Annotated in this window: 16 protein-coding genes; 6 read left to right on the top strand and 10 right to left on the bottom strand. The window is 72.2% G+C overall.

The window, feature by feature from the left end; genetic code table 11:
- Window positions 1-252: 252 nt before the first annotated feature.
- The 8 genes from M0638_RS18180 to M0638_RS18145 all read right to left on the bottom strand — a co-directional run bounded on the left by M0638_RS18180 (window position 253) and on the right by M0638_RS18145 (window position 8,064).
- The gene (locus tag M0638_RS18180) at window positions 253-1,605 is read right to left on the bottom strand and encodes an MFS transporter (RefSeq protein WP_248668421.1); all 1,353 of its coding nucleotides are present in this window, start codon (window positions 1,603-1,605) and stop codon (window positions 253-255) included.
- Between the two features lie 209 nt (window positions 1,606-1,814).
- Window positions 1,815-2,987: a muconate/chloromuconate family cycloisomerase gene (locus tag M0638_RS18175; RefSeq protein ID WP_248668420.1), complete on the bottom strand. Its 1,173-nt coding sequence runs from the start codon at window positions 2,985-2,987 to the stop codon at window positions 1,815-1,817.
- A 59-nt stretch (window positions 2,988-3,046) separates the two neighbouring features.
- Window positions 3,047-3,976, bottom strand: a complete 930-nt coding sequence (gene catA, locus M0638_RS18170) for a catechol 1,2-dioxygenase (RefSeq protein WP_248668419.1) — start codon at window positions 3,974-3,976, stop codon at window positions 3,047-3,049.
- A gap of 79 nt (window positions 3,977-4,055) precedes the next feature.
- On the bottom strand, window positions 4,056-4,874 hold the full coding sequence (locus tag M0638_RS18165) for a 1,6-dihydroxycyclohexa-2,4-diene-1-carboxylate dehydrogenase (protein WP_248668418.1): 819 nt from the start codon (window positions 4,872-4,874) through the stop codon (window positions 4,056-4,058).
- Window positions 4,874-5,911, bottom strand: a complete 1,038-nt coding sequence (benC, locus tag M0638_RS18160; protein ID WP_248668417.1) for a benzoate 1,2-dioxygenase electron transfer component BenC — start codon at window positions 5,909-5,911, stop codon at window positions 4,874-4,876. The genes M0638_RS18165 and benC overlap by 1 nt, the downstream gene beginning before the upstream one ends.
- A gap of 31 nt (window positions 5,912-5,942) precedes the next feature.
- Window positions 5,943-6,473: a benzoate 1,2-dioxygenase small subunit gene (gene benB, locus M0638_RS18155; RefSeq protein WP_248668416.1), complete on the bottom strand. Its 531-nt coding sequence runs from the start codon at window positions 6,471-6,473 to the stop codon at window positions 5,943-5,945.
- A 3-nt stretch (window positions 6,474-6,476) separates the two neighbouring features.
- Window positions 6,477-7,856: a benzoate 1,2-dioxygenase large subunit gene (benA, locus tag M0638_RS18150; RefSeq protein ID WP_282572128.1), complete on the bottom strand. Its 1,380-nt coding sequence runs from the start codon at window positions 7,854-7,856 to the stop codon at window positions 6,477-6,479.
- Window positions 7,857-7,866: 10 nt separating this feature from the next.
- On the bottom strand, window positions 7,867-8,064 hold the full coding sequence (locus M0638_RS18145; RefSeq protein ID WP_248668415.1) for a (2Fe-2S)-binding protein: 198 nt from the start codon (window positions 8,062-8,064) through the stop codon (window positions 7,867-7,869).
- Here M0638_RS18145 and M0638_RS18140 point away from each other — a divergent pair.
- Window positions 8,012-9,202: a LysR family transcriptional regulator gene (locus tag M0638_RS18140; protein WP_456316045.1), complete on the top strand. Its 1,191-nt coding sequence runs from the start codon at window positions 8,012-8,014 to the stop codon at window positions 9,200-9,202. The genes M0638_RS18145 and M0638_RS18140 overlap by 53 nt on opposite strands.
- 159 nt (window positions 9,203-9,361) lie before the next feature.
- Here the strand turns inward: M0638_RS18140 and M0638_RS29140 are convergent, their stop codons facing one another.
- Together M0638_RS29140 and M0638_RS18130 are read right to left on the bottom strand one after the other, a co-directional pair.
- The gene (locus M0638_RS29140; protein ID WP_248668413.1) at window positions 9,362-10,375 is read right to left on the bottom strand and encodes a helix-turn-helix domain-containing protein; all 1,014 of its coding nucleotides are present in this window, start codon (window positions 10,373-10,375) and stop codon (window positions 9,362-9,364) included.
- Between the two features lie 444 nt (window positions 10,376-10,819).
- On the bottom strand, window positions 10,820-11,623 hold the full coding sequence (locus tag M0638_RS18130; protein WP_248668412.1) for an IclR family transcriptional regulator: 804 nt from the start codon (window positions 11,621-11,623) through the stop codon (window positions 10,820-10,822).
- Between the two features lie 336 nt (window positions 11,624-11,959).
- On the opposite strand from M0638_RS18130, the gene M0638_RS18125 reads away from it, so the two are divergent.
- From M0638_RS18125 to M0638_RS18105, 5 genes are all read left to right on the top strand, one after another.
- Window positions 11,960-13,033, top strand: a complete 1,074-nt coding sequence (locus M0638_RS18125) for a beta/alpha barrel domain-containing protein (RefSeq protein WP_248668411.1) — start codon at window positions 11,960-11,962, stop codon at window positions 13,031-13,033.
- Window positions 13,034-13,035: 2 nt separating this feature from the next.
- A complete protein-coding gene (locus M0638_RS18120) occupies window positions 13,036-14,100 on the top strand; it encodes a Bug family tripartite tricarboxylate transporter substrate binding protein (RefSeq protein ID WP_248668410.1) in 1,065 nt (354 codons plus the stop codon).
- Window positions 14,101-14,202: 102 nt separating this feature from the next.
- On the top strand, window positions 14,203-15,255 hold the full coding sequence (locus M0638_RS18115; RefSeq protein ID WP_248668409.1) for a Bug family tripartite tricarboxylate transporter substrate binding protein: 1,053 nt from the start codon (window positions 14,203-14,205) through the stop codon (window positions 15,253-15,255).
- Window positions 15,256-15,502: 247 nt separating this feature from the next.
- Window positions 15,503-16,402, top strand: coding sequence for a cupin domain-containing protein (locus tag M0638_RS18110; RefSeq protein WP_248668408.1), 900 nt, complete (start codon window positions 15,503-15,505; stop codon window positions 16,400-16,402).
- A gap of 40 nt (window positions 16,403-16,442) precedes the next feature.
- Window positions 16,443-17,384, top strand: coding sequence for a DUF6282 family protein (locus tag M0638_RS18105; RefSeq protein ID WP_248668407.1), 942 nt, complete (start codon window positions 16,443-16,445; stop codon window positions 17,382-17,384).
- The last annotated feature ends 159 nt before the right edge of the window (window positions 17,385-17,543 follow it).

The raw sequence follows: 17,543 nt of genomic DNA, 5'->3' as shown, positions 1-17,543 counted from the left end.
GCCCGGGGCCGACGAGGACGATCCGCGGCGCCCGCGATCGCGGGCGCCGCCTCCGCCGCCATGCCTGACGCTCGTCGGGCCCGGCGGGTACGGCCGCCCCGGAGGGGCGGGTGCCGCCACCCGCGAGAGGGGCGGCGGCGCCGCGTGCCTAGAGCCGATCCAGCCTGACTGTATCAGGCCGGAACGGCTCTAGCCTTTTGATTTTTCGCATTTTCCGAGCCGCTGAGCGAGGACGCTCAGCTTGAAAATGCTCTATCGCCCGGCGGCTTCCGCCGCCGGCACGGCGGCCGGCACCACGCGGCCGACCCGTCCCTTGGCCAGGATGGCCAGGGCGGCGATCGCGGCCGGGATGGCGGCGACGCTGAACACCGTGGCCAGGCTCCAGCCCATCGCCAGGAGCTGGCCGCCGACCATGGAGCCCAGCACCGAGCCAGTGCGGCCGACGGCATTGGCCCAGCTCACGCCCGTGGCGCGGCTCGCCGTCGGGTAGAAGGCGGCCGCGAGGGCGTTGATGCCGATCTGCGACCCGCCGGTGCCGACGCCGGCGCCGAACACCGCCAGCACCAGCATGCCGGTGGAGCCGGTCGAGGCGCCGAGCAGCAGGATGAAGGCCGCCGCGAGGGCGTAGCTGCCGGCGAGCACGGCGTGCGGGTTCAGCCGGTCCATCAGCAGGCCGATCCCGATGGCGCCGACCGTGCTGCCGATCGGCAGCATCAGCGCGATCAGCGAGGCGGAGCGGACGGTCTGGCCGCTGCCGTTCAGCAGGGTCGGCAGCCAGCTCGTCAGCAGGTAGAAGACCAGCAGGCTCATGAAGAAGGTGGTCCAGAGCAGCAGCGTGCCGGCGGCGAGCCCCGGGGCGAAGAGCTGCCGCACCGGCGAGCCCTTGCCGGGCCGGATGCCGACGAAGCGCGCCCCGTCCAGCGGCGCCGAGGGATCGACGCGGCGCAGGATGGCGGCGACCCTGGCGTCCTGGCCGCCCTTGAGCACGAGGTAGCGCACCGATTCCGGCAGGACGAACAGCAGCACCACGGCCAGCACCAGCGGCATCACGCCGCCGAGCACCAGCACGCCCTGCCAGCCGAAATCCGCGATCAGCGCCGCGGCGCTCAGCCCGCCCAGCGCGCCGCCCAGGGTGAAGCCGCAGAACATGGCCATCACGAGCAGCGAGCGGTTGCGCTCGGGGCAGTATTCCGAGGTGAGGGTGATGGCGCTCGGCATCGCGCCGCCCAGGCCGATGCCGGTCACGAAGCGCCAGAACGTCAGCATCTCGATGCTGGTCGCGGTCGCGGAGAGCACGCTGGCCAGGCCGAAGGCGGCGGTGGCGAAGATCAGCACCGCGCGCCGGCCCACCTTGTCGGCCAGCGGGCCGAAGATGAAGGCGCCGGCCATCAGGCCGAACAGCCCGGCGCCGAACAGCGGCGCGAGCTGCGGCGGCGTCACCTGCCACTGCGCCCGCAGCGCCGGGGCGATGTAGCCCACGGCGGCGGTGTCGAAGCCGTCCACGGCGACGACGAGGAAGCAGAGCACCAGCACGGTGAGCTGGTAGCCCGAGAGGCGGCGCGAGTTGATGAATTCCTGGATGTCGACGGTCCCGGCGGGCGTCATCTTGTCGTTTCTCCTTCAGAACGTTATGGCTTCAGGCCTGGTCGCGCGCGTGCCGGCAGGCGGCGCCGCGGCATTCCGGCTGGCGAGGCTGGCTGCGTCGCGAGGCGGGAGGCCGCTACCGGCGGCGAACCCCCTCGCGGGCTGGCGGCGAGGCGGCCGGTGGGCGGGCGGCGCCGGCGCGCCGCCCCGCCCGCCGGCCGCCCGCGTTCCTACGGGCGCGCGTAGCGGCGCAGGGCGGCGGGATCGAGCGTCACGCCGAGGCCCGGCCCGGACGGCAGGTGGACGTGGAAGTCCTCGAAGCGCAGCGGCTCGGTGACGAGGTCGCCGGTGAGGATCTGCGGGCCGAAATGCTCGCAGCCCCATTCCAGCGCGCGGAAGGTCGAGAAGACCTGCAGGTGCGCGGCGGCGCCGACGGAGCTTTCCAGCAGGCAGCCGCCGTAGAGGCCGATGCCGGCCGCCTCGGCCACCGACGCCACGCGGCGCAGGCCGAGCAGCCCGGCATGCTTGACCAGCTTCAGCGAGACGGCATCCGCCGCCGCCGCCTGCGCCACGGCCAGCATGTCGTGCGCGTCGAACACGCATTCGTCGGCCAGCAGCGGCGGCGTGCCCGGCCGCGCCCGCAGCCGCGCCATGGCGCCGAGGTTCCAGGCCGGCACCGGCTGCTCGACCAGCGCCACGCCCATCTCGGCGAGCTGCGGCAGGCAGCGCGCGGCGGTGGTCTCGTCCCAGGCCTGGTTGGCGTCGACGATCAGCTCGGCGCGGCCTGCCAGCGCCTGGGCCAGCCGCCGCATCCGCGCCATGTCGGCCGCCGGCGCCAGCGCGCCGATCTTGACCTTGAAGGTGCGGTGCAGCCGCGCGGCGAGCTTGCGTTCCGCCTCCTCGATCTCCTGCGCCGGATCGCCCGAGGCGAGGGTCCAGAGCACCGGGATGCGGTCGCGCGAGGCGCCGCCGAGCAGCGCGCTGACCGGCAGGCCGAGCGCCCGGCCGACCGCGTCGAAGGCCGCCGTCTCGATCGCGGCCTTGGCGGCGTTGTTGCGCTTGGCCGCCTGGTCGAGGCGCAGGCCGAGCGCCTCGAAGCGGTCGGCGGGCTGGCCGAGCACGGCGGGGGCGAGATAGGCGTCGATGTTGGCCTTCATGGCCTCGACGCTCTCCTCGCTCCAGCGCGGCCCGCCGAGGGTGGCGGCCTCGCCGATGCCCTCGGCGCCGCCCGCGAGGCGGAGCCGCACGATGACGTAGCTCTGCGCCGTGACGGAGGTCTGCGAGAGCTTGTGCCGCCGTACCGTCGGCACGTCCACGATGGTGGCGTCGATCGCGGCGATGGCGAGGTCCCGCCGCAACTCGGCCGGGGTGTCCTCGGGGGCGGCCTGGACGGTGTCGAGCATGCTGGTCTCCGGACGCTGGAGAGTGGCGGCCCGGCCGGTTCCCCGGCCGGGCCGGAGGGTCAGGCCGCCTCGGCGTGGGTGCGCTGCACCTCGGGGCTCGGGCCCTTCGCCTCGTCGCGGTTCAGCACGAAGTCGAAGGTGATCTCGGCGAAGGGCGCGTTCAGGCCGCGCCGGCGGACCTCCGCCGCGTCGTCGATGCGGCTCACGGGCGGGATCAGCTCGTCGCGCGTGGCGAAGGCGAAGTCGTCGTGCAGGTACTTGTCGCCGTCGATGTTGATCTGCGTGGTCAGCTTGCGGAAGCCCGGCGCGGTGACGAAGAAGTGGATGTGCGCCGGGCGGTTGCCGTGGCGGCCGAGATGGTTGAGCAGCGCCTGGGTCGGCCCCTCCGGCGGCAGGCCGTAGCCCGAGGGCAGGATGGAGCGGAAGCGGTAGCGCCCCTCGGCATCCGTCTCGATGCGGCGGCGGAAATTGAACGCCTCCTGCGAGGGATCGAAGAAGGAGTAGCCGCCGAGCGTGTTGGCGTGCCAGACATCCACGATGGCGCCGGCCACCGGCCGGCCCTCGGTGTCGCGCACCTGGCCTTCCATGAACAGCACCTCGCCGGCCTCGTGGCCGTTGTCGAGCCGCGCCTCGCCCTTGCTGAGCGGCGCGCCGGCGATGTAGAGCGGCCCCTCGATGGTGCGCGGCGTGCCGCCCTCGATGCCGGCCTGCTTCTCGGCCTCGTCCATGCGGATGTCGAGGAAGGTCTCGAGGCCGAGCCCGGCCACCAGCAGGCCGCCCTCGTTCGCCTGGCCCACGCGGGTCAGGTAGTCCACCGCCGCCCAGACCTCGCTCGGCTGCAGGTCGAAATCCTCGATGATCCGGAAGATGTCGGAGACGACGCGGTGCATGATCTTCTTCGCACGGTCGTCGCCCTTCGCCTGGTCGAAGCCGCTGGCCTTGTCCAGCAGCGTCCGCACCTCGGGCTTGTTCATCACGGTATCGGTCATCGGTTCCATCCCTTGCGGCCCCGGGGCATGTCGCGGGGGCCGTTCGTGTTGTGGCCGGAAGCGGTCCGGCCGCCGTTGGTCAGCCGAGGTCGCCGCCCGCCACGGGCAGGGTGACGCCCGTGACGTAGGAGGCCTCGTCGGAAGCCAGGAACAGGATCGCCGCCGCCTGCTCCTCGGTGGTGCCGTAGCGGTGCAGCAGGCTCGACGCCTTGGTCTGCGCCACCACCTCGCCCCACCAGCGCCGCTCCTGCTCGCTCTGCTCGGGCGCCGCGGCGTTGCGCGGGATGCGCCGCGGCGGCGCCTCCGTGCCGCCCGGCGCGACGGCGTTCACCCGGATGCCCTGCCCGGCATACTCCCAGGCGAGGCAGGCGGTGATCGCGTTCACCCCGCCCTTCGCCGCCGCGTAGGGCACGCGGTTGAGGCCGCGCGTCGCGACCGAGGAGACGTTGACGATCGCCCCGCCGCCCGATTCCAGCATCGCCGGCAGCGCGGCGCGGCAGCACCATAGCGTCGGGAACAGCGAGCGGCGAATCTCGGCCTCGATCTGCGCCTCGGCGTAGTGCGCGTAGGGCATGGCCCAGATCGTGCCGCCGACGTTGTTGACCAGGATGTCGAGGCGCCCGAAGCGTTCCGTCGCCCCCGACACCGCCGCCTCGGCACCGGCATAGGTCTCGAGGTCGGCGGTGACGGCGATCGCCACGGCGCCCGCCGCCTCCGCCTCGTGCCGCACCTCCTCGACCAGCGGGGAGCGGTCCACCAGCACCACGCTGCCGCCCTCGCGCGCCAGGCGCAGCGCCACGCTGCGGCCGATGCCCTGGGCCGCGCCGGTCACCAGCGCGACCTTGCCGGCGAAGCGGCCCGGGAATTCCGTCACCGAGCCCATCACGCCGCCGCCCATCACGCTGCCGCCCGGTGCGTCTCGCCGATGGCGTTCACGGCGCCGCTCGGGGAGAACTTCTCGTAGTAGAAATTGGCCGGCGTGACGCCCTGCGCGGCGAGCCAGTCGCGCACCGCGTCGACCATCGGCGGCGGACCGCAGAGGTAGATGTCCACCTCGCCGCCATGCAACTGCTCCGGCGCGATGTGCGCGGTGACGTAGCCCTTGCGCGGATGCGCGCTGGCCTCGGCCGCGACCACGGTGGCGAAGGTGAAGCCCGGGATGCGGGCGGCGTACTCCTCCAGCCGGTCCACCCCCACCAGGTCCGCGTCGTTGGTCACGCCGTAGACGAGGTGGATCGGCTGCGCGCTGCCCTCGGCGGCGATCCTGCCCAGCATGGACAGGAACGGCGCGAGCCCGGTGCCGCCGGCCAGGAACAGCAGCGGCCGGCGCGCATCGCGCAGGTAGAAGCTGCCGGAGGGGCCGACGAACTCGATCGGGGTGCCGGGCGCCGCCCCGCGCAGGAAGCTGCTCATCAGCCCGTGCGGGATGTCGCGCACCAGGAAGGACTGCGTCTCCGCTCCCGGCGGCGAGCTGAAGGAGTAGGAGCGGCGCGCCTCGGTCCCCGGCACCAGCACGTTCACGTACTGGCCCGGCAGGAAGGAGATCGGCCCCGCCCCCTCCAGGGTGAAGGCGATGGAGGTGTCCGAGAGCTTCTCCACCGATCCGATCCGCGCCTGGAAGCTCTGCCCCCTGGTCTTGCAGACCTCGGAGGAGGCGAGGATGCCCACCACGAGGTCGGTCCTCGGCCGCATCTGGCAGGCGAGGGCCAGGCCCTCGGCCGCCTCCTCGTCGGTCAGCGCGTCCTCGATGTAGCTGCCGCCGTCGTACTCGCCGGATTCCACGCGGCACTTGCAGGTGCCGCAGGCGCCGTCCCGGCAGTCGAGCGGGATGTTGATGCCCATCCGGTAGGAGGCGTCCGCCACCGTCTCGCTCGCATCGCAGTTGATGAAGCGCGTGACGCCGTCCTCGAAGTTGAGCGCGATGTTGTGGCCCATGGCCGCCTCCCCTGCCTGCCGCCGCGTCGGTTCAGATATGGTAGATGTCGACGACGTGGTGGATGTAGTCGTTCTTGAGCACGACCTTCTTGCGCTTGATGAGCGGCTGCGGCCCCGTGGTGTCGAGCATGTAGGAGGAGGTGCCGAAATAGGTGTCCGTGGTCCTGTAGCGGTAGCTGAAGGTCACCCAGTTGAAGCGTAGCTCGCAGCGCCCGCCCTCCTGCCGGAGGATCTCGACGTTGCTGATGTTGTGCGAGGTGCGCGGCTCGGGCAGGCTGGTGGCGCTGGAACGCTCGGTGCGGATGCGGAAGACGCGGTCCTCCAGCCCACCCTTGTTGCCGTACCAGATCAGCGAGACCTCGGTCTGCGGGTCGGTGACGAGCTGGTCGTCGTCGTCCCAGGCCGGCATCCAGAACTCGGCGTCCCTGGCGTAGTGCGCGAGCCAGCCGTCCCAGTCCTTGTCGTCGAGGCAGCGCGCCTCGCGGTACAGGAACTGCTGCGCCTGCTCCAGGCTCAGCACGGCCGCCGGCGTCTCCAGCGGGGCCTCCATCGTGATCGACATCGCTCAGCCCTCCCCGCCCGCGTTCTTCGCCCCGGCGCCTCTTTCCTCGGCCGCCAGCGCCCGCCGCATCGTCTCGTGCCAGTACCTGTGCTGGACGACGAACAGGCCCTCGTCCTCGGTGCGCAGGCCGCTCATCAGCGGCTTCATGCCGATCGCCTCGGCCGCCTCGTCGGCGCCGTCGATCCAGTGCTTGGCGCCGCGGGACATGTCGTTCCAGCGGGCGGTGCCGGCCTGGTAGGAGAACTGGCAGGCGCGGAACTCCTCCAGGTCGTCCGGCGTCGCCATGCCGGAGGCGTTGAAGAAATCCTCGTACTGGCGGATGCGCTGCGCCCGCGCCGCGGCATCCTCGCCTTTCGGCGCGATGCAGTAGATCGTCACCTCGGTCTTGTCGACCGCGATCGGCCGGTAGTGGCGGATCTGCGAGCCGAACTGGTCCATCAGGTACACGTTCGGATAGAGGCAGAGGTTGCGCGAGCGCTGCACCATCCAGTCCGCGCGGGCCTGGCCGAACTGCGCCGCCAGCTCCTCGCGCCGGCCCCAGTTCGGCCGGTCCTCGGGGTTGGCCCAGTTGGTCCAGAGCAGCAGGTGGCCGTGCTCGAAGGAGTAGAAGCCGCCGCCCTGCTTGGCCCAGCCGCCGGCGCTCATGGCGCGCGTGGTGTCGGCCATCTCGGCGTCGCGCAGCTTGCGCTGGTTGGTGGTGGCGGCGTAGTTCCAGTGCACCGCGCTGACGTGATAGCCGTCGGCGCCGTTCTCGGTCTGCAGCTTCCAGTTGCCGTCATAGACGTAGGTCGAGGAGCCGCGCAGCACCTCGAGACCCTCCGGCGACTGGTCCACGATCAGGTCGATGATCTTGGTGGACTCGCCGAGATGCTCGGCCAGCGGCAGCACGTCGGGGTTCAGGCTGCCGAACAGGAAGCCGCGGTAGGATTCGAAGCGCGCCACCTTCGTCAGGTCGTGCGAGCCGTCCTTGTTGAAGCCGTCGGGATAGCCCGCGCCCTCCGGGTCCTTCACCTTCAGCAGCTTGCCGGAGTTGTTGAAGGTCCAGCCGTGGAAGGGGCAGGTGTAGGTGGACTTGTTCGCGCGCTTATGGCGGCACAGCATCGCGCCGCGATGGCTGCACGCGTTGACGAAGGCGTTCAGCTCGCCGTTGCGGTTGCGCGCGATGAAGACGGGCGTGCGGCCCATGTAGGTGGTGAAGTAGTCGTTCTTGTTGGGGATCTGGCTCTCGTGCGCCAGGTAGATCCAGTTCCCCTCGAAGATGTGCTTCATCTCGAGCTCGAACAGCTCGGGATCGGTGAAGATGTTGCGCGCGACGCGGAAGACGCCCTTCCCGGCATCCTCCTCGAGCGCTGCCTCCATGGTCTTCTGGACGGAATCGAGCATCCCTGTTCTCCTATTGTTGTTGGTCGTCGCAAGCGCGGGCATTCGCGGCCGCCTCGCTCCGGAGCAGATCAAGAATTGCTGCGGTGCAGCGGCCGCATTGCGCACGGCATCCGCAGAGGGCGTAGACCTCGCCTGGCCGGACGGCGCCGTCGCCGATGGCCTGCCAGAGGCGGCGCTCGTTCAAGGCGTTGCAGAGGCATACGTACATCGGCGCCTGCCTCACCCGCAGGTGCCGGCGGCGGCACGGGCCCGGCCGCGGGGAGCGGTTGCACGGCATGACGCAGGATTTCGCTGGCGGAGCCGATGGATTGTTGCTTCTGATGTTCGGCGTTGGACCGGCATCTGGCTCATCGTTTTCCCCCTCGCCGCTAGGTGCCCTCTTTTTTCGTTGTCGGTCCAAGACCAAATTGGTTGGGACCATACCTGGGAGGTATCGTCTGGAACTCCGGCATCTACGGTACTTCGTGGCGGTTGCGCGCGAGCGGAACTTCACCCGCGCGGCGGAGGTGCTCCGGGTCGCACAGCCGCCGCTGAGCCGCCAGATCCAGCAGCTCGAGGGTGAGCTCGGCGTGACGCTGATCGAGCGCGGCAGCCGCCCGGTTCGCCTGACTGCCGCCGGCAGGCTGTTCTACGAGCAGGCCGTGCAGATCCTGGAGCGGGTGGACGAGCTCAGGTCCATGAGCCGTCGGCTGCACGAGACCGATCAGACGCATTTCAGCATCGGCTTCGTCGGATCGACGCTCTACGGCTACCTGCCGGAGGTCGTCCGGCGCTACCGGGCAGCCAGGCCGAAGGTCGAGATCACGCTGCTCGAGTTCACCACGCTCGAGCAGATCGCCGCCTTGAAGGAAGGGCGGATCGATGTCGGCTTCGGGCGGATTCCGTTCGACGATCCGGCCGTGGACCGCCTGCTGCTGCGCAACGAGAAGCTGATCACCGCCCTGCCGTCGGCGCATCCGCTCCTCGCGCGGCGCAGCCCGCTGCAGCTGGCCGACTTCGCGGACGAGCCGCTGGTCGTCTATCCCAAGTCGCCGCGCCCGAGTTACGCGGACCAGGTGCTCGCGCTGTTCCGGGAGAGCGGCGTGAAGCCGTCGGCCGTTTACGAGGTGCGCGAATTGCAGACGGCGCTCGGGCTCGTCGCGGCGGAGACCGGCGTGTGCATCGTGCCGGCCTCGGTCGAGCGCCTGCGGCGCGACAACGTGGTCTACCGCCCGCTCGCCGAGGTGGGGGCGGTCTCCCCCATCATCATGAGCACGCGCAAGGGCGACGAATCGACGGAGATCAAGCTCATCCTCAAGCTGCTCCGCGAGCTGTACCGCAAGGAGAAGATCGCCTTCGGTGCCTGAGTCCGGCCCGCACGGGTCCCGACCCGTGCGGGCCGGTATCGCGCGCGGGTTCGGTGGGGCGGCCGCGGCGCCTCGTCGAGGACCGTCCGGGAAACGTCGAAGCGCGTCGAGGCTGGCGCGCTCGGTGCCGTCAGCCGGCGGGACGGCGAGCGGAGCCGTTCACCCGATGCCGAGGCGCCGGAGCAGGACACCGAAATCGGCGGCGGCCGGATTCGCCAGCGCCTTGCCCGGCATCATCTGTCGGCCACTCAGGCCGGTCGTGCGCGCCTCGCCGGGCGTGAAGCCGAATTCGCGCCGGAAGGCGCGGCCGAAGGTGGAGGCGTCGGCGAAGCCGACCTGCTCGCCGATCGCCGCGATGGGCGTCCTGCAGGCCGGATCCGAGAGCTGCGCAAGCGCCATGCGCAGTCGCATGCCCTGGATGTAGTGCGCCACGCCGCCATGCGGCTCGAACAGCCGGTAGAGATTCGAGCGCGAGATGCCGGCGAGCCGGCAGAGCCGGCGCGCATCCAGCATGGTCGAGCCGATATGGCGACGGATGATCTGTCGCAGCCGTTCGAACTGCGCGAGCGCGGCATTCTCGGGCGTGATCGCCTGCGGCATGACGTCGGTGAGCAGGCAGGTCGTGACCATCGAGCGTGTCGCGGCGGCCAGGATGGGCACCTGCTCCGCCGTCGCCACCCGCATGCGCCGTTCCAGCAGCAGCAGGTAGTCGGCGAGGAGCGGGGCGCCGGGCATGTCGAGGCCGCCGGTCGGCAGGGTGGTCAGCCCGGCGGACAATTCCGGGAAGAAGTCGCGCGGGATGTAGAGCGACAGCCAGTCCGCCTCCGTCCTGTCGCTGTCGTAGGGCTCGCCGAGCGAGATGAGGAAGGGGATGCCCGGCCGGTTCACGAAGCACGCCGTGTCCGTGCGGTGGCGCGACCGGCCCGAGCGGGAGACCCGGATCACCCAGTGGTCGATGGAATCGCGCCGGATGTGCTGCCGTGTCCGCGTGCAGATCAGCGCAGGCGCCGTGTTGCGGCTCAGCGCCATCGCGCCGATCTGCCAGATCTCGTTGCGGCCCAGGAAATCCCGGCCGCTGTCCTCGACCGGCGTGATCTCGTTGAAGGAATCGTACTTGCAGCGCCACAGGTCGAGCCGCCGGTTCGACTCGACGGCCTCCGTCGAGAAGATCACGGCGACCGCGGGCGCCGTTTGTCCGGCGTCAGCGGTCGCGCCCGGGCCTGCTGCGGCGTCTGGACGGATGACGGCGTGCCCCGTTCCGGATTCCGTGCCGACGGCGGTTGCCGGCATGGTTCGAGGCGATGTCATTTCGTTGCCACGGCTTCCACGCCAAGCATCGGGGCGGTCTCCCAATGACGTCGAATTGAGAATGCTCCCCCGATCACTGTCAAGTTGCGATCCCCGCGGCGCCACGCCGCGGGCAAGGGGCATGTTGCCGGTGGTGCAGGACCATGGCCTGTGCCATCGAACCCCGGCATTGCGGCATCTGGGCGCCGATGCCCCGCGGATCGACCATGACAGCGCCCTCGCGGCGAGGCGGCGCCTCGACGGCAGGACAGGGGCCCTGGCAGAGCGACGTCGCACGATCCCCAACTCCCGCTTCTCGGACGGGGTGGCTCAGCCGTGACGGCCCTCGGCATTGGCGATGAGCCGCGTCGCATGCCGGGTCAGGTCCAGCACGATCCGGACGTGGTGCGCCTCCGGCACGCGCGGAAGGTGCTGAATGGATCCTACCAGGGCCAGCGCCCCGACGAGCACGCCGCGGCCGTCGCGCACCGGCGCCGCCATGGCGTTGACGCCGAGCAGCATCTCCTCCGGCGCGACGGCGTACCGGCACTGCCGGACGCGCGCCAGCTCCGCCTTCAGCGCGTCCACCGCCGTGATCGTATGCGCCGTGAAGCGCGGCAGCGGATCGGCGAGGACGCGGTCCGGCAGGTCCCCCGGCCCGAAGGCGAGGAAGACCTTGCCCTGGGCTGAGGCATGCAGGGCGAGGCTGCTGCCGAGCCGCACGCCGATATCCACCGCCTGCGTGCCGGCCAGGGTCGCGAGCACGAAGGCCCCCGCCGGCGTCGGCGTGCTCAGCACCACCGCCAGCCCCGAGGCCTCGCGCGCCTCGCGCATGGCCGGCCGCAGCAGGGCCGCCAGATCCTGCGCGGGCGGCGCCAGCCGGCCGAGCAGCGAGACACGGGGGCCGAGCTGGAAGCGGCTCGTGACGGCGTCCTGCACGAGGTAGCCGCGGTCGAGCAGGGTCCGCAGGTGGCGGAACGCGGCCCCCTTCGCGATGCCGACCGCGGCGGCGATCTGGGTGACGCCGAGCGGCTCCTCCGACCAGGCGACCGTCTCCAGCACCGACAGGACGGTGTCGGCGGCCTGGACGCCGCCCCGGCCCGGCCCGGCCTCGCCCGTCGCGCCGCCCTTCAAGGCCCGGCCGACCCGGGGAAGGGCGTCCAGGGAAAGGACACCCTGGGGAGGCAGGGGCGGCGGCCGGGGCGCCGCAGCCGGCCTTTCCTGGCGGGCCGCATCGGGAAGCGCATCGAGGAGCCCTGCTGTCGCGGTTGGGGTGACCTGCCACGGATGACGCGGCCGGGGTGCCGGGCCTGTCAAGAAACCGCTTGACGCGGCGCGGCACTTGTTGTTCCTAACATGAGAACAGCGTTCTCGACAAGAGAACGAGACAGAAGAATACGCCAAGAGCGTGACGACAGGGAGGAACGCCATGCCCGCCCGATCGCCGAACCGCCCGAACGCAGGCACGGCGTGAGCGCCGCGCTGGAGGTCACGGTCGGGTCGCTGCGCCTGAAGAACCCCGTGATCGCCGCCGCGGCGGAACACATGATCGACGCGGCGGGCGTGCGCGCCGCGATCGCGGCCGGCGCCGGCGCCGTCGTGGTGAAATCCACCAACGAGTCCGAGGCGGCGAAGGAGCAGCTCCGGCGCGCCGAGTACCTCGCGCTGGATGCGGACTGGCGGCCGGTGCCCTGGGGCCCGGCGGCGCCGCGCGACGTGACGCTCGCCACCCGCTCCGGCCTCGCGCCGCAGCCCTTCGACGCCTGGCTGGAGCAGACGGTGGCGCTGGACCGCCTCGCGCGGGCGCATGACGCGCTGCTCGTGCCCAGCCTGATCCTCGCCGATCTCGACGCGGCCCTCGGCCTCGCGCGGCGCGTCGAGCAGGCCGGGCTGCGGCTGCTGGAGTTCAACATCGGCACGCCCTATGCGAGCCAGGCGGCGAAGGGCGCGGTCTCGACCGAGCTGCTGCCCGGGCGCGTCGCCGAGATCGTCGGGCGACTGCGCGCCGCGGTGTCGCTGCCGCTCTGGATCAAGATCACCGGGCAGAGCGAGCGCGTGCCGGAGCTGGCGGCGGCCGCCTTCGGCGCGGGGGCGCAGTCGGTGGTGATGGCCGGGCGCCTGCTCGGCCTGGTGCCGGATCTCGACAGCCACGAGCCGATGCTCGGCACCAGCCTCGGCATCGGCGGCTACTGGAACCTGCCGCTCACCTGCCACTGGCTGGCGCTGTCGCGCGCGCGGCTCGGGCCCGGCGCGCCGCTGATCGGCATCAACGGCGCGCGGGACGGGCAGGACGTCGCCCGCATGATGCTGGCGGGCGCCTCGGCCGTGGGCCTCGCCTCGGCGGTGATGCTGCGCGGCTACGGCGTGCTGCCGGACAGCGTGGCGCAACTCGAACGCTACCTCGCCGGCAAGGGGATGACGGCGGCGGCGCTGATCGGTCGCGCCGCCGACCGCCGGCGCAGCTTCGCGGAGATGCCGCCGCTGGGCGAGCACTGGCGCGAATTCATCCCGCCCACCGGCATCGACGGGGCGACAGGGGAATGAGGATGTCGGCGAAGCAGGCCCGGCCGCTGCTGGCACGAAGGGCTCTCGCGGCGGGCCTGCTGGCCCTGCCCGCGCTGCTGCGGCACCGGCCCGCCGTGGCGCAGGCGAACGGGGCACAGGCGAACGGGGCGCAGGCGAACGGGACGCGGTCTGGCGAGGCGCCGCCCGGTTGGCCGGACCGGCCGATCCGCCTCGTCGTCGGCTTCGGCCCCGGCGGCGCCGGCGACATCACCGCGCGCCTGCTGGCGCCGAGGCTCGGCGAATTGCTCGGCCGGCCCGTGGTGGTCGAGAACCGGCCGGGTGCGGGCAGCCTCGTCGCGGCCGAGACGGTGGCGCGGGCGCAGCCGGACGGGCACACCTGGCTGCTCGCGACCAACACGACCGCGACCGCGCCCTTCCTGTACGAGCGCCTCTCCTTCGATCCCGCGCGCGACTTCGAGCCGGTCTCGCGCGTCTCCTTCTTCGACCACGTCATCGCGGTCACGCCCGGCCTTCCGGTACGCAGCTTGGCGGAGCTCGCCGCCTACGCCCGCGCCAATCCGGGCCGGCTGAACATCGGCTCGATCAGCGCCGGCAACGCGACGCATCTCGGCGCGGCGCTGCTGCGCACCATGCTCGGCGCGCCGGACGTGACCCTGGTGACCTACCGCAGCACGCCGGAACTGCTGAACGCGACGGCGACGGGCGAGGTGCAGGTGGCCTCCGAGATCCTGCCCGCCGCCCTGTCGCAGATCACCGGCGGGCGCATCCGCGCCATCGCCGTCGCCGCGCCGGAGCGCTTCGCGCGCCTGCCCGACGTGCCGACCGCCGCCGAGAGCGGCCTGCCGGGCTACGTCGTCCGCTCCTGGAACGGCATCGCGCTGCCCGCGCGCACGCCGCGCCCGATCGTCGAGCGGCTGAACGCCGGGATCGTCCGCGTCATGGCGCTGCCCGAGGTGCGGGAGAAGCTGCTGGACATCGGCGTCACGCCCGGCACGACGAGCCCCGAGGAATTCCGGCGCTTCTTCGCCGAGGAGGCGGCGCGCTGGGCGCGGGTGATCGCCGATGCCGGGATCGAGCGCCAGTAGCCCGCGCCCGCGCCGACCCGTCCCGTCCGGCCGGGCGGAACCGACAACCGAGTCAGGGCCGCGACTTCCCTCCCGAAGCGATGGCCGACCAGGAGACGATCCATGACCCGATGCGACGCGCCGGCGGCTTCGTTGCGCAAGCCGGACTCGATGCGGCCGGCGCCCGGCCGCCGTGCCCTGGCGCGCGCGGCGGCGGGGCTGGCGACGGCGGCGTGCCTCGGCGCCACGCTGTCGCGGCCGGCCGCCGCACAGGCCCCCTGGCCGAACCGGCCGATCCGCTGGATCGTCGGCTTCGCGCCCGGCGGGGTCGGCGACCTCACCGCACGCCTCGTCGCCACGAAGCTCGCGGCGGCGCTCGGCCAGCCCGTCGTCGTCGAGAACCGGCCGAGCGCCGGCGCCATCGTGGCGGCCGAGGCGGTCGCGCACGCGCCGCCGGACGGCCACACCATCCACCTGACCACGCAGACCGACGCGATCGCCCCGGCGCTCTACCGGCGCCTGCCCTACGACATCATGAAGGACTTCGAGTTCGTCTCGGCGATGACCTATTTCGACATCGTCCTGGCCACCGCCGCGGACTCGCCCTACCGCACGCTCGGCGACGTGCTCGCCGCGGCGCGGGCGCGGCCGGGCGCGATCAACCTGGGCTCCATCGCCGCCGGCAACGCGCAGAACCTCGCCGCCGAGATGCTGCGCAGCATGACGCGGACCGACATGACCGTCGTGACCTACCGCAGCACGCCCGACCTGCTGAACGCGACCGCCACGGGCGACGTGCAGATCGCCTGCGAGATCCTGGCGCCGGCCCTGTCGCAGATCACCGGCGGTCGGCTGCGCGGCCTGGCCGTCGCCGCGACGCGGCGCTTCCCCGGCCTGCCCGACCTGCCGACGACGGCGGAAGCCGGGGTTCCCGACTTCGTGGTGAAGTCCTGGAACGGCATCTCCGTGCCGGCGGGCACGCCGCGCCCGATCGTCGAGCGGCTGAACGCCGAGCTGGCGAAGGTGCTGCGGCTGGCGGACGTGCGGAACCGGTTCCTGGAACTGGGCGTGCTGCCCGCCGATCCCGCCCCGCCCGAGGCGTTCCGCGCCTTCGTCGCGGAGGAAGGCCGGCGCTGGGGCGCCGCGGCCGCCGAGGCGAACATCCCGCGGCAGTGACCGTGCCGGGGCCCCGTGCCAGCCATCCCGCGTGCTGCACCTTCCCGGGGCCCCGCCCCGGACCCCGCGAAGGGACGAAGTCCCCTTCGGGACCCCCTTTCCGTGGGAAGGCGGAGACTGCCTTCGGGGAAGGGATCCGGGGGCTTCGTCCCTGGCGGGAGGTGCGGGAGGGCGGCGCCCCGGACGGTCCGACGCACGCGGCCATCGGCACCCGATCCGCGACGAGCATCCTGAACGAGGAAACCCGATGTACGACGCTTCCGACCCCCGCGCCGCCCTGGCGGCGGCGCGTTCCGCCCCGGCCCCGAGCGCCTTCGCCGGCGCCGAGATCGGCCGCTTCCACGCCGAGCCGCCGCAGGAGGACGGGCCGGAGGGCAGGACCTGGTATCTCCGCGGGCAGAATTTCCTCGTCGCGCATACCGAGGCGCGGCCGGGCGCGGTGCTGCGCCGGCAGGCGCAGCCCGACGAGTACGTGCTGCTGCTGATGCGCCCGGACACGCCGGCGCGGATCACGGCCGGCGGGCAGGTCGAGACGGTGCCGGGCCATTCCCTCGTCATCGTGCCGCCGGGCGACAGCGGGATCGCGCTGCCCGAGGGCGGCGCGGTGACGCGCCTCTTCTCCACGCGGTCGGCCGACCTCGCGGCGCGCTGCGCCAACGCGGAATCCTACGCCGCGCCGCACCCGAACATCCCGCCCTTCGAGCCCTGGCCGGCGCCGCCGGACGGGTTCCGCATCCGCGCCTACCCGCTCGACGTGCCGCCCGAGCCCGGCCGCTTCGGCCGCATCTTCCGCTGCACCACGCTGATGATCAACCTGATCGACCCGATGGACGGCCCGCGCGACATCCGCAAGCTCTCGCCGCACCACCACGACGATTTCGAGCAGGGCTCGCTCGCCCTGGACGGAAGCTTCACGCACCACCTGCGCTGGCCCTGGACGCCCGACATGACGACGTGGCGGGAGGATGCGCACGTCGAATGCGGCTCGCCTTCCCTGATCGTGATCCCGCCGCCCGCGATCCACACCAGCCGCGGCACCGATGCCGGGCTGAACCAGCTCGTGGACATCTTCAGCCCGCCGCGCCGCGACTTCTCGGAAAAGCCGGGCTGGGTGCTGAACGCCGCCGACTACCCGATGCCGCGCTGACGCGACGCGCAGCGCACAACCCCCGATCCGCGAGGCCGCCATGCCCGACACCGTCACCGACGAGGCGCTGGAGCAGCGCATCAGCCGCATCCTGCGCGGCGCGATCGACCCGCACGTCCATTCCGGCCCCTCGATCGCGGCCCGCGCGGTGGACCATCTGGAGCTGGCGCAGGACTATTCGCGGGCCGGCTTCGCCGCGGCGATCACCAAGGACCACGACTACAGCGGCGTGATGACCGCGGCGCTGATCGCGCGCCACCATCCGGAGCTGACGACGAAGATCTATTCCGGCGTCACGCTGAACAACGTGGTGGGCGGCATCAACCCCTATGCGGTGGAGCACACGGCGGCGATGGGCGGCCGGATCGTCTTCCTGCCGACCCTGGCCGCCGAGAACCACCTGCGCTGGGAGAAGAACGCCTCCTTCGCGCATCCCGCCTCGACGCAGAGGATGCGCCACGCCTCGCCGGTGCCGGTGGTCACGGACGGCAGGGTCCGCGACGAGGTGAAGGAGGTGCTGGACATCGTGGCGAGGAACGACATGGCGCTGGCCAGCGGCCACATCCATGTCGGCGAGACTTGGCTGATCTTCGAGGAGGCGCAGCGGCGCGGCGTGAAGCGGCTGGTCTTCACCCATCCGGAGGAGATCGTCGGTGCCAGCCTGAACGACGTGCGCGGCATCGCGGCGATGGGCGCCTTCGTCGAGCACTCGCTCTGCATGTTCCTCGAGGGCTCGAAGTTCAAGGTCTGCGAGGGCGAGGCGCTGGGCCGGCACATCGAGGCGGCCGGCGTCGGGCAGACCATCCTGTGCTCGGATCTCGGTCAGGTCGGCGCCTTCAGCCCGCTGGAGGGGTTCCGACGCGGCGTTCGGCTCTGCCTGGAACTCGGCTACGACGACGACCAGATCCACCGGATGGTCTCGACCAACGCCGCGCGCGCCTTCGGGCTGGAAGCGGACGTGGCGCGCGTCCTCGGCGCCTGACGGCGCCTGCGCGGGCGCCGCGGCCGATGCGGGCCGGACCGCATCGGCGGGGACCGTGACGTCGCCCTGGATCCCGCGTCGGAGGATCGTCGGGGGGCGGCGCGCCCTTCGGGCCCCTCCTCCCGCAGGGCCGGTCGGGCAGTCCGCCGCCCTGCCGGG

Source organism: Roseomonas acroporae (assembly GCF_023223525.1).
Classification (GTDB): domain Bacteria; phylum Pseudomonadota; class Alphaproteobacteria; order Acetobacterales; family Acetobacteraceae; genus Roseomonas_E; species Roseomonas_E acroporae.
This window is presented reverse-complemented; position numbering and strand designations above follow the sequence as displayed.